This window comes from Paenibacillus sp. GYB003 (genome assembly GCF_036577625.1).
In the GTDB taxonomy this organism is placed as follows: domain Bacteria; phylum Bacillota; class Bacilli; order Paenibacillales; family NBRC-103111; genus Paenibacillus_AB.
Window position 1 is genome coordinate 1 of sequence record NZ_JARBDC010000035.1, and the last position, 12,565, is coordinate 12,565.

The following is a 12,565-nucleotide window of genomic DNA, read 5'->3' on the forward strand; positions in this document are numbered from 1 at the left end:
CCAAGAGGCTCTGTATTCCCAGCACAACACCTATCATGAGGCCTTCTGGTGACGGGCGGCCTCCACACTACAAAAAGTGACATTTTTACTGCTCAGTTAAGGTGACATTTTCACAGACGCTTGACACGCTTCGTTCACCGTGTTGCCCGCATTTTTCCTTGCGCGAAAGTGCCCGTGGACGAGCGGTTCGCCGAATGAACCGCCAATGCCCGAATCGGTTTGCATACCGTTCGGGCACTTACGTTTCGCCGGTTTTTCCCTCGTTCCGCAAATTTTTTTCAACCCAGTCTTCGATTTCCGTCTTCAACTTTTTATTTTTTTCGAAAGAAATTGTGGAATATTTGCTTTTATTTGTAATCGGAGTCTCAAAAAAAACGAGCCCCTGCTCATTATCGTAATGTTTGATTTTATGAAGATTGACCAAATTCGTCCGGTCGAGCTTGCGAAAGCCCATCTTGACCGCTTGTTTTTCGAAATTGGAAAGGCCGGGATAAAGCGGATAAAAATGGTCGTTGGCCGTATGTACGATTACCGCCCGATCCCAAGATTGGATCGCCACGATATCCTGGAAATCTAGCTCTATCCACTCGGAATCGTTCCCTGGATCCCGCGTGACGATTATTTTCATGCGTGCTCACTCCGACGAAATTAGGTTGACTGCCAACCCGAGAGTTGGCAGCCGGTTCAAGACATTACTTCAACTCTTCCGGCAGTTGCGGACGGTGTGTGCCAAAGGGTGAGGCGGTTTGCAAAAAATAACGGGCAATTCCATTGAGGACGGAGGAAAGGATTTTTGCTACTTTTTTGTCCATTTTTCTACACCTCCTTCCACTTAAATAGCGATACTCCTTGAATGATGAAAAGTATTGCCAGCAGGCCGGAGTTGATCATAAAGTTGCTGCCGACAATGAGCAAGGAGATTGCTTTCATAATTGGAAAATACTTTTCCGGCATCCGCGCATATCCGCGAATGCCCGCCGGCGCCAGCCACGCGACTAGTAGGAAGCTGATCGCGGTTAAAACAACGATCCATTTTGCGGGAAGCGCGATGTGAGGAGGTATGGCAGTAATCGCAGTAGTGACTGCCATGCATACTACCGCGGATTTAAAATGATAACCGCCCGAAAAGGCGCGAATCAACGAGAAGGCAAGTATCGAGCAGGCCGTTGCGCCGACTTTCCCGGTTATCAATCCGATAGTCAGCGATGCGATAACAGGTATAAAATAGTTGATTACGATGATAAGAGCGTATTTCATTACCGGAACGCTGACCGTTTCATCCGCGTTCGTACGTTTGATCGCTACAGCCATCTTTTCTGCCCAAGCTTCAATCATTGCCATCATCCTTTTTTTGGGCAAGATATAGAAGAATCCCAAGAAGCACGGCGAGTAATGCGAAAGAAAGATTTGCAAAACCGTTGTCAAACACTAGAAGGTTTGCAACCGCAACCGTAAGGTAACCTGCAAAAACAAGAACGAGAATTCGCAAGTTCAAACCCCGAAGTATGACTTTCATATGTTCGTAGTCCGGCACAAACGTATACCCGATCCGATATTTGTACAGAAACCAAACGATAGTTCCGACCAGAGAAATGGTCACAATTTGTGATGAATATCCGACAATTGTATTAGGCTCTATTTGCGAAAACGGGTATCCGAATAGATCGAACAGAAAATATACGCAAAGCTGCAAAACCATGTATCCCAAATAACCGTAAATTGTCATTATCGCCGAATAAAAAATATGAATTCGAAACATTTGCCAAAAAAACAAAAACACGACCGGCGGCTGGAGCGCCGTAGCAAGCACCCGCATATCCATGGTCCTAAAAACAAAATAAGAGAGCAAAGAAAGCAAAAACGACGTGAATATTACTTGTCCGACATATCCCCTTACCGGAAAACGGAACATGGCTAACGCTAGCATAAACATGGCCATCCATTCCAAAGACGAAAACAGCAGAAACAGCAACATAATCATTTATGTACGCCCCTAATGCGTCTAAATACCGCTATTAGTTCTCGCGATCTATGCATCCGCTTCCATTATACTACAAATTCTTCTATCAAAAAAAGGCAAAAATTCGAAACTATTCTATTGTTTTGCAGGAAAACGTAAAAATTTTCCCTGAGTTGCCTAAGGAAGCTTTACAAGCTATTCGACCTATAACGTCGTTTCATTCCCTTTTGTTCGGGACGATCGAACCGTTACCCTTTCTTAATTGTTAATACCCTTGACTACGATGGTTGAATCTTCGGTCCCGGCCGTCTTTTTTCTGGGCTAGATATAGAAGTATACCTAATACGGCAGCGAGCGACACAAACGATAGCATTGCGAATCCGCTGCCGAACACCAATAAGTTCATAAACGCAACGACGATGTAGCCCGCAACGACAAGCATGAGAATACGCAAGTTCAAGCCCCGCAGCTGTACCTTCCTATTTTCGCATTCTGGCACAAACGAATATCCGATCCGGTATTTGTACAACGTGCCGACTAAAAGTCCAACCAAAGTAACCGATATCAGTTGCGTCGCATATCCCGCCAACGTATTCGGAAGCAATTCGGAATACGGTACGCCCAGTAAATCGAAGCCGATATATATGGGCACCTGCAAAACCAAATACCCCAAATATCCGTAGATCGTTACAATCGCCGCGTAAAAATAATGGACTCGAAACATTTGCCAAAAAAACAAAAAGACGACCGGAGGCTGCAGCACGGTGGCCAGCACCCGCATCTCCATCGTCCTGAAAACGAAATACGAGAGCAGCGACAGCAAGAACGACGTGAATACGACTTGTCCGACGTTCCCTCTCAACGGGAAACGGAACATGGCCAACGCCAGCATGATCAGCGCCATCCATTCCAGCGACGAGAACAGCAGAAACAACAGCACTTTGCTCATTGTGTACGCCCCTAATGCGGTTATGATTGCATTTATTCGTTTTTTATCGATTCATGAGGCAATAGGAACGCTAACCGTTCCTTCCGTACCCTTGACCCCGATGGCCCGGTCTTCGATCGCTCCCGTCCTTTTTCAGGGCGAGATAGAGAAGAATGCCCAGTACGGCGGCGAGCGAGACAAACGTCAGCGTCGCGAATCCGATGCTGAAGAAAAGCAAATTCGAAAACGAAATGACGATGTAGCCCGCAAGTACAAGCAGGAGAATGCGCAGGTTCAAGCCCCGAAGAACGACTTTCTTATACGCGTAATCCGGCACGAAGGAATACCCGATTCGATATTTGTACAAAAGCAGCGCAATGCCGCAGATCAGACTGACGGAGACGACTTGCAATAAGTAGCCGGCAAACGTATTCGGCACGATCTCGGAAAAAGCGATACCCGACAGATCGAATGCAAAATAGACGCACAGTTGGAGAACCGCGAATCCCAAATATCCGTAAATCGTCACGATCGCCGCGTAAAAATAATGGATCCGAAACATTTGCCAAAAAAACAAAAAGACGGCCGGCGGCTGCAGCACGGTGGCCAATGCATTAATCTCCATCGTTCTGAAAACGAAATACGAGAGCAGCGACAGCAAGAACGACGTGAAGACGACTTGTCCGACATTCCCTCTCAGCGGGAAACGGAACATGGCCAACGCCAGCATGATCAGCGCCATCCATTCCAGTGACGAGAACAGCAAAAACAACAGCACTTTGATCATTACGTACGCCCCTTGCTTCTATGATGCCGCTTCATCCGGGAGCCGGCATCCTCCTGCATTATACTATAATTTGACACGGCGTTCTATGAAAAAGGGCGAAATATAGGGAAATGCGGCGACCCGGAGCCAGCGCGCCCCGGGCCGTAAATATTCGATCATTTGCAAATCGGGAGCCGGCATTCCCTCGTCACCGGTTCAGCAAGCTGCCCACGTAGCGCAGCATTTCGTTCGCGCATACCGGGCAGTAGCCGTGCTCCTCGATAAGCCGCTTCGTCACCTCGTTTATTTTTTTCAGCTGGTTTTCGTCCGGCGTTTTCGTCGACGTCGTGATTTTGACGATGTCCTTCAGGTCGGAGAACAGCTTTTTCTCGATCGCCTCGCGCAGCCGCTCGTGGCTGTTGTAGTCGAACTTTTTCCCTTTGCGCGAATACGTCGACATGCGGATCAAAATTTCTTCGCGGAACGACTTTTTGGCGTTTTCGGAAATGCCGATCTGCTCCTCGATCGATCGCATCAGCCGCTCGTCCGGGTCCATTTCCTCTCCCGTCAGCGGATCGCGTATTTTTTGCCAGTTGCAGTACGCCTCGACGTTATCGAGGTAATTGTCGAACAGCGTTTTGGCCGACTCTTCGTACGAATAGACGAACGCCTTCTGGATTTCTTTTTTGGCCAGCTCGTCATACTCCTTGCGAGCGATACCTATGTAATTCAGATGGCGCTCGCGCTCCTCCTTCGTGATGGACGGATGCTGGTCGAGACCGTCCTTCATCGCCCGCAGCACGTCAAGCGCGTTCAAGCATTTCAGGTCGTGGCGAATGAGCGCGCTCGATATCCGGTTGATGACGTAGCGCGGGTCGATACCGGACATCCCTTCCTCGGCGTACTCGTTTTGCATCTCCTTCAAGTCGGCTTCCTTCAGCCCTTCGATCGCCTCTCCGTCGTACATTTTCATTTTTTTGACCAAATCGACGCCCTGCTTTTTCGTCTCTTTCAGCCGGGTCAAAATGGTGAATACGGCCGCCGTGCGCAGCGTATGCGGGGCGATATGAATATGCTTCATATCGCTTTGGCCGATCAGCTTGCGATAAATTTTTTCCTCCTCGGACACTTTCAGGTTGTACGGAATCGGCATGACGATCATCCGCGATTGGAGCGCCTCGTTTTTCTTGTTGGCGATAAACGATTTGTACTCCGTTTCGTTCGTATGCGCGACGATCAGCTCGTCGGCGGAAATGAGCGCGAAGCGGCCCGCCTTGAAGTTGCCCTCCTGGGTGAGCGATAACAAGTTCCATAGAAACTTCTCGTCGCACTTGAGCATTTCCTGGAACTCCATCAGCCCGCGGTTCGCCTTGTTCAGCTCCCCGTCGAACCGGTAAGCGCGCGGATCCGATTCCGAACCGAACTCCGTAATCGTCGAAAAGTCGATGCTGCCGGTCAAATCGGCGATGTCCTGCGATTTCGGATCGGACGGGCTGAACGTCCCGATGCCGACCCGCTCTTCCTCCGACAGGAGCACGCGCTCGACGAGAACGTCCTCGATGCGGCCGCCGTATTCCGTTTTCAGCCTCATCTGGCACGAAGGGCATAAATTGCCCTCGATGCGGACGCCGAGCGTCTCCTCGATTTCCGGCCGCAACTCGAGCGGAACGAGGTGCAGCGGCTCCTCGTGCATCGGGCATCCTTTAATGCCGTACAGCGCGCCTTCCGGCGACCGGGAATACCGTTCGAGCCCCCGTTTGAGCATGGATACGATCGTCGATTTCCCGCCGCTGACGGGACCCATCAGCAGCAAAATCCGCTTGCGAACGTCGAGACGTCTCGCCGCCGAATGAAAATATTCCTCCACCAGCTTCTCGAGAGTCCGGTCCAACCCGAACATGTCGTTTTCGAAAAATTTGTATTTGCGCTGGCCGTTTTCTTCCGTAATGCCGTGCCATGCGATCATATCGTACACACGCGCATGCGCGGTCTTGGCTACGCCCGGATTGCGCCTGACGATTTCGACGTAATCGGCAAACGTGCCGGTCCAGGACGCTTTCTCCTGCTCCCGGCGGTGCTCCGTTATTCGTTTGAAAATATCCATGGTAACCTCCTTTCATCTGCACGCATCATGACGGCTCGCCTTTCCGAGGTCTCTTCCAATTCGGATAGTGCTAGATATTCGAATTTGAAGCGTATTAAATACCTATGCGCCAGCCCGCCATTAATTGCCGAGAAATTTTGCCGGGGAACCGTTCAATTCGCTTGAAAATCGATGAAAGCAGGAAGTTCCGCGGGCCGCGGCGAACCATATGCTATAATGGAAGAAAGGCAAGGAGGCTTCAAACCGTGTCCATTTGCAGTGAAACCGAGCTGTACGAACCGGTCAAACGCTATATGGAATCGCTTGGCTTCGAGGTGCGCGGCGAGGTGCGCCACTGCGATCTGGTCGCCGTTCGCGGAGACGATCCGATCGTGGTCGTCGAGCTGAAAAAAACGTTCAACATCCCTTTGCTCGTTCAAGGGATCGACCGGCTGTCGCAAGCCGACCGGGTTTACGTGGCGGTCGAAATGCCGGAATCGGGCAGGGCGCCTCACGGCTTAAAATGGTCCGATCTGTCCCGGCTGTGCCGGCGTATCGGGATCGGCCTGATGACGGTCCGCTTCTACAAAACTCGCAAGCCGAAAGTAGAGGTCGTCTGCGACCCCGAGCCGTATACGCCGCGAAAGAGCAAGCTGAAATCGTCCAGACTCGTGTACGAATTCAAGGAGCGGAGCGGCGATTACAACGTCGGCGGCAGCACGCAGCGCAAAATTGTCACCGCGTACCGCGAAAAAGCGCTGGCGCTGGCGATCATGCTGAAGCGTCACGGGAGCTTGTCGCCCAAGCGGCTGCGGGAGCTGACCGACAATCCGAAAGCCGCGTCGCTGCTGCAAAAAAACTATTATCGCTGGTTCGAACGGGAAAACCGCGGAGTATACCGGCTTACGCCGCTCGGCGAGCAGGCGCTCGAGCAGTACAGCCACGTTTGGCAGACGAAGTTTGCTCCCGATCAGGAATGTTTGAACCGCAACTAGGATACCTATAGTAATAGATTGCTTGATTCGAACTTTTCCGAATGCGGGGTCGGGACCATGGTCGGTAACGTTGTGAAAAGCAGATGGCAGCTGCGCGATTACATCGCGCCGCTACTGGCGGCAGCCGCGCTCCTATGCGCAGGCTGCGTGCCCGAGGATCGGGAGCTGACCGCGGTAAGCGAACGCTCCTTGACGGAACGTATCGCAGCCGGGACGCCGGCGACGGGTAAAGAGCCCGCCGCCCCGAAGGCGGCCGAACCGAAACCGCCGGCAGCGGGACAAGACGTTCCGGCCGCCGGCTCGAAAAACGAGCACCACGTCGCGATTGCCGGGTCGGCTTCGACAGTACCGGCGACGGGTGCGCCCGCCGCTGAAAGCGGTTCCGCAACCGAAGGCGCGGCAGCCGACGCCCGCGGGGACGCCGCTGCGTCTCCTGCTCCGGCTTCCGCTTCGGTCCCGGCTTCCGCTCCGGTGCCGGCCGCGGATGCCGAAGCCGCGAAGGAGCCGAAGTTTTCGATACCGGTGCTCAACTACCACAGCATCGGCATCGAGCCGGACAACAACGCCGTGCTCGATCCGAAGAAGCTCGACGCGCAGATGGCGCATTTGAAAAAGGAAGGCTATACGGCGCTGACGCTTCGGCAGTTTACCGACATTTGGGACGGCCGCCTGAAAGCGCCGGACAAATCGGTGCTGCTCACGTTCGACGACGGCTATGCGGACAATTACACGGAAGCGATGCCGATCTTGCGCAAGTACGGCTATACGGCGATCATGTTCGTCTCTCCCGGGATGGTCGGCCAGGACGGTTATTTCGCCGACTGGGAGCAAATCCGCGAAATGGCCGAAGCCGGTTGGGACATTCAGCCGCACGGCATGACGCACCCGTATTTGAGCAAACTGACGGTTCAGGAGCAGCGTTTCGAAATCGCCGAATCGATCAGGCAGCTAAAGGAGCAGACCGGAATCGACACCGTCGTGTTTTGTTACCCGTACGGCGTGCGCAACAAAGATACGATCAAACTGCTCGAGGAGCATAACGTGCGCTTCGCGTTCACGATCGACCAAGGGCGGACCGAGCGGACGCAAAACCCGCTGCTGCTGAAGCGGATTTTTGTCGGCGGGAAGGAGAGCATGGAGACGTTCGTGAAAAAGCTGAAGCCTTGACGCCTCAGACGGTGACCGTAGGCGCGAACATCGACCTTGCCGAATCTCCGGCGCGGGGAACGCAAAAAAAGACCGTCCGGAAATACGCCGGACGGTCCTTTTTTGCGCAAACCGAACCTATTTGCGCGCCTGACGAATCGAGCGATCGTTATCGGAGCCGAATGCGTAGGTTTGAATGGGTTTACGAACTCCAGTATCGCTATTGCCGGCAAATCGGATCGTTTTCTTCCATTTCGGGCTGGATAGCGATGTCACAATTCGTTAGCCTGAAAAACGATCGTTTTTTCCGCCGATAACCATCCTACGATTCGTTCCATCCCGCATCGGCCGACACGAAGCCCGGCTGCCGAGCCGATCCGCCAAAAAAGACTTCCGCGCGAACGTGCGCGGAAGTCTTCGTCGTTCCAAAGCAGGGCGGGAGGCCGTCATTTGACCGGCCTTTGCGCGTTGTACCAATTCCGGATCTCCGGCTGCACGTCGGCGCCGAATTCCTCGCGCATCATCCGTTCCAGCGCCGCGTACCATTTGTCGGCCGAATCCCAATCCCCCTGCTTGGCGTACTGCTTGATCAGCGAGAAGTGGACGTCTTCCGAATACGGAAACAGCCGCAGCAGCCGGTAAAACACCGCGATCGATTCCGCGCTTTTGCCCGCCCCGTCGAGCCATTCCGCGAGAAGCGTCGCGTGCCGGAAACAAATCGTTTTCAGCCGCTCCCGTTCGCTCTCGGCCCACAAATAGTCGTACTCGGCCAAATAATGGCCGCGGTACAGCTCCAGCAGGGCGAGGTGGCGCTCGACCGTCTCCGAGTCGAGCTTCGCGTCCATGACGCCCTTCTCCCATTCCTCGACGTCGAGCGTCACTTTGCCCAGCTCGAGGCGGTACCCTTTCTCGTAGCTGACGACCCGCACGCCCGCGCCCATCGCTTCCAACGTTTTGCGGATTTGATAGATGGCGGTATACAGCTGCGTATACCCTTTCTTCATGTCGACTTCCGGCCACAGCAGCTCCAGCAGCACGTCTTTGCGCACCGGCTGGTCGCGGTGGTGGAGCAAATAGGCGAACAGCTCCTGCGCCTTCGTCGTTCGCCAAGGAATCGCTTCCGGCTTGGAGGCGTCGTACTCCAGCACCTGGAAGCAGCGAATCATCGCCGGGCGAGCCGGCGCAGCCGCGGGCTCGCGCTTTCTCCGCTGAACGAGCCGCGTGACGGTGCGCGTAAGCCGCTCGGTTTCGACCGGCTTCAATATGTAGTCGACGGCGTTCAGCTCGAACGCTTTGACCGCGTATTCCTCAAAGGCGGTCACGAATACGACGTCCGTGCCGGGAGACCGTTCGGCCAGCAGTTCCGCCGCCTCGATGCCGCTCAGCGCCGGCATGTCGATGTCGAGAAAGACGACGTCCGGCGTATTCGCCTCGGCCGCCTCGAGTGCTTCCTCGACATCCGAATATTTGCCGACGATCTCGATGCTGCCGATCGCGAGCAGTTGTTTTTCCAAATATCGCAGAGCGAGCTCTTCGTCGTCCGCCAATATCGCCTTCATTTCGCGACCACCTCCCTAAGCGGCAATCTGATTTCCACGGTCGTGCCGATTCCCGGCCCGCCGAGGACGGTTAACGGCGTGCCGTATGCCTGCACGATCCGCCGCTCGATATTTTCCAAACCTACGCCTGCCCCGGAGCCCCGGTTGTTCCGCCAATCCGCGGATATGCCGACCCCGTCGTCGGAGACGCGAATGACGAAATCGTCCGCTTCCGGACCGATTCTGATGACGATCCGTCCGCCTTCCTTCCGCTTCATGACGCCGTGATTGACGGCATTTTCCACGAGCGGCTGAATAATAAGCGGAGGAACGAGCGCCGCGAGACCGTCCGTCACTTCCCATCTCACGCGCAGCCGTTTGCCGAACCTCTCCCGTTCGATGCCGAGGTAGGACTTCACGAGCAGCAGCTCGCGCTCCAGCGTGACGACCGACTCCAGGTTGTCGAAGCGAATGCTTTCCCGCAAATACGTGCCGAAGTGCGCCAGCAGCCGTTTCATCCGCTCGGGCTCGTCGTCCGCAAGCGCCGCGATCGAATTAAGCGTATTGAACAAAAAGTGCGGCTTGATTTGCGCCTGCAAAAACGCCGTTTCCATACGAATCCGCTCGACGGCGGATCGCTTCACCCGCAGCAGCGTCCTTACGCGCGCCCGCAGCTCGGCCAAATCGACGGGCTTCGCCAAAAAATCGTTCGCTCCGGCCGCGAAAGCGGCGATCGCATCCTCGGGGCGGCCGGCCGACGTCATCATCAAAACCGGCAGCTCGAACAGCGGGTACCGCTCGCGGATCGAGCGGCACAGTTCCAGCCCCGATACGCCCGGCATGCGCAAGTCGACGATGATCAAATCCCATTTCCACGGTCGGCGAAGCTCCTCGATCGCTTCCTCGGCATAACGGGCCGCGACCGGCTCGATATGGTCGAGCGCGAGCACGTTTCGCATCGCGATCAGACTCATCGCATCGACGTCGACGATCAGCACGCGTCCCCGTTCGCCGCCCGCGGCCCGTTCGTCCGCGCTCGCGCCTTCGGTCATCCGGCTTGCCGCCGCCAGCCTGTCCGGCTCGTCTCCGTCGAACTTCGCCGCCCCGCTCCCGCGAAACCGCGCCTCGGAGAGGGCGAGCCGGCCGCCGGCGGCGGCCGGCAGATCGAACACGAAAGCCCCGTGTCCGTCTTGCCCGGTTTCCACGCGCAGCCGGCCGCCGTGAAGCTCCACCAGCTTGCTCGACAAAGCGAGCCATAAGCCTTCCTCCGTCCAGAAGTCGGGCTGCGGGTAAAACCTTTCGTACGTTCCGCGAATGCGGTCCAGCTTGGCGTTCGTAAATTCTTGCTCCGTCCCGGCGATGCGCACCTCCACCCGATCGCCCCGCGCGGCGGCGGACAAGCGAACGCGGCCGGGCACGGTATGCCTCGCGGCATGCTGAAGCAATCCGGCAAGCAGCTGCGTCAGACGCTGCTCGTCCGCCTCGACCGGCAGCAGCCCCGCGGGGATCGCATGACGAAGTCCCGCGTACGTCTTCGGCTCGACGCTCCGCAGCACGTCCAGCACGCCCGCAGCCGTATCCCGCAAATCGAGCGGCCGTGTTCGGAGCCGGACCCGACCTTCCATCAGGTTCGACCAGTCGGTCAAGTCGTTCAGCAAAACCGTCATCCGGCGTCCGACCGAAACGACGAGCGCCAAATCGTTCGCCGTCTTCTCGGACAGAGGGGCGCCGCCCTTCTCGAGCACCGATTGCACGACATTCGTCAACGCTTGAATCGGCTTGCTCAGCTCGCGGGCCGTATGCGTAATGAATTCTTCCTTGTACCGGTCGGCCCGTCTCAGCTGCAGCATCGTCTCTTCCGCCCTGCGGTAAGCCCGGAAATAACGCTGGGCGAGCATCACCGACAGGCCGACGATGAAGGCGAACAGCTGCAGGGCGAACAGACGATCCGCATCCAGCCCGAATTCCGCTCCGAGCCGCAAGAAGCTGCCCCCCGCCATCGTGACCGACATCGCGAAATCGTACATCGCTTCCCGTTCCCCGCGCAGGGCGGCACGAAGCAGCAAAGCCAGGCTGTACAAAGTCATGGCCATGGCGCATACGGCCCATCCGCTCGTCGTGAAGGTCACCCATTCGATGTCGGCGAGCAGGCAGAACGACGTGTAGCCGGCCAGCAAAACGGTCAGAGCCCGGTTCAGCTTCGCCAGCCCGGACGAACGATGCCGGGTCCCCGCGAACAGATGAAAAAACAAAACCGCCAGTGCGGAAAAAACGAAAATGAGCCGGACGGCCGATTCCGACGCGAGCGACGGAAATACGAACAGCAGCCATTTTTCTTGCCGCGTCGAAACGTAAAGCGCCGCGAACAAACAATAAGCGGCGAAATACGGCCAGCCTTCCGACCGGCGGCTCCGGTAAACGCCGGTCAGCAAAAAAATGAAGGCGAACAGCAGCAGCGTAAACAATAGGCAAACCTGGAGCGCCATGTCGACGATACGCGCGCGCTCTACCGCTTCCGGAATGCCGAGCGAGATCGCTCCGTAAATGCCGCCCTTGTTCGCATGCTCGAAATTCGACGCGTGCACGGCAATGTCCAGCGCGCCGCCGGCCGCGGCCGCATAAGCGATGTAAGGCCGATTGGCGGCCGAAGTTTGCGCCCGGTCTTCGCCCGGCGTGCCGCTTCCGTTTATGCGTTTCCCGTCCACGTACAACGTATGCGCGGTGAAAATGTCCGACACCCGGACGGCCATGATCGGAGGCCGGTTTTCTCCGAGCAGCACGCGCAGCCGGTACGTTCCGTAACCGAACTGGTCCCGCCGCCCCGACTCGGGCGTAAGCGCGCCCCAACGGCCCGGCACCTGCAGCAAAGCTCCGGGAACGGGATCCGCCGCGCTTCCCGGGTCGACGAAACGGCCGGGGACAAACTCCCATTCGCCCTTCAATTCAACCAGCCCTCGCTCGTGCCATTCCCAGTTTCGAAGGTCGAGCACGCCGCCCGAAGCCGACGGCATGAACCGCCTTTCATTCACCGACAAGCAGGCGCTTATGGCGAACAGCACGATATTCGAGAGCAGGACGATCAGAATGATGCGTTTTTCCGACATGTATTCGGGCCTTTCTTGCCAAACAGGCGGATTGTACTCTTTATT

General features: G+C 55.9%; 11 protein-coding genes. 2 read left to right on the plus strand and 9 right to left on the minus strand.

What is annotated here, in order from left to right; translation table 11 throughout:
• Window positions 1-238: 238 nt before the first annotated feature.
• The 7 genes from PV407_RS12875 to PV407_RS12905 form a co-directional block, all read right to left on the minus strand.
• On the minus strand, window positions 239-628 hold the full coding sequence (locus PV407_RS12875; RefSeq protein ID WP_332090334.1) for a LytTR family transcriptional regulator DNA-binding domain-containing protein: 390 nt from the start codon (window positions 626-628) through the stop codon (window positions 239-241).
• A 64-nt stretch (window positions 629-692) separates the two neighbouring features.
• A complete protein-coding gene (locus PV407_RS12880) occupies window positions 693-812 on the minus strand; it encodes a cyclic lactone autoinducer peptide (protein ID WP_332090335.1) in 120 nt (39 codons plus the stop codon).
• A gap of 4 nt (window positions 813-816) precedes the next feature.
• Window positions 817-1,335 (minus strand): accessory gene regulator ArgB-like protein, encoded by a 519-nt coding sequence (locus tag PV407_RS12885; RefSeq protein WP_332090336.1) that lies wholly within the window; start codon window positions 1,333-1,335, stop codon window positions 817-819.
• A complete protein-coding gene (locus PV407_RS12890; protein ID WP_332090337.1) occupies window positions 1,328-1,981 on the minus strand; it encodes a hypothetical protein in 654 nt (217 codons plus the stop codon). The genes PV407_RS12885 and PV407_RS12890 overlap by 8 nt, the downstream gene beginning before the upstream one ends.
• Window positions 1,982-2,225: 244 nt before the next feature.
• Window positions 2,226-2,894, minus strand: a complete 669-nt coding sequence (locus PV407_RS12895) for a hypothetical protein (RefSeq protein WP_332090338.1) — start codon at window positions 2,892-2,894, stop codon at window positions 2,226-2,228.
• Window positions 2,895-2,979: 85 nt separating this feature from the next.
• Window positions 2,980-3,675 carry a hypothetical protein gene (locus tag PV407_RS12900; RefSeq protein ID WP_332090339.1) on the minus strand — a complete coding sequence of 232 codons (696 nt, stop codon included), beginning with the start codon at window positions 3,673-3,675 and terminating at the stop codon, window positions 2,980-2,982.
• Window positions 3,676-3,862: 187 nt separating this feature from the next.
• Window positions 3,863-5,758, minus strand: a complete 1,896-nt coding sequence (locus PV407_RS12905) for a PrkA family serine protein kinase (RefSeq protein ID WP_332090340.1) — start codon at window positions 5,756-5,758, stop codon at window positions 3,863-3,865.
• Window positions 5,759-6,003: 245 nt separating this feature from the next.
• Here PV407_RS12905 and PV407_RS12910 point away from each other — a divergent pair, with 245 nt between their 5' ends.
• Entirely contained in the window at window positions 6,004-6,732 is a 729-nt protein-coding gene (locus tag PV407_RS12910; RefSeq protein WP_332090341.1) for a DUF2161 domain-containing phosphodiesterase, read from the plus strand.
• Between the two features lie 57 nt (window positions 6,733-6,789).
• Entirely contained in the window at window positions 6,790-7,899 is a 1,110-nt protein-coding gene (locus tag PV407_RS12915; RefSeq protein WP_332090342.1) for a polysaccharide deacetylase family protein, read from the plus strand.
• Between the two features lie 425 nt (window positions 7,900-8,324).
• Here PV407_RS12915 and PV407_RS12920 read toward each other — a convergent pair whose 3' ends face one another.
• Both PV407_RS12920 and PV407_RS12925 read right to left on the minus strand, forming a co-directional pair.
• The gene (locus tag PV407_RS12920) at window positions 8,325-9,437 is read right to left on the minus strand and encodes a response regulator (RefSeq protein ID WP_332090343.1); all 1,113 of its coding nucleotides are present in this window, start codon (window positions 9,435-9,437) and stop codon (window positions 8,325-8,327) included.
• The gene (locus PV407_RS12925; protein ID WP_332090344.1) at window positions 9,434-12,520 is read right to left on the minus strand and encodes an ATP-binding protein; all 3,087 of its coding nucleotides are present in this window, start codon (window positions 12,518-12,520) and stop codon (window positions 9,434-9,436) included. The genes PV407_RS12920 and PV407_RS12925 overlap by 4 nt, the downstream gene beginning before the upstream one ends.
• Window positions 12,521-12,565: the final 45 nt, after the last annotated feature.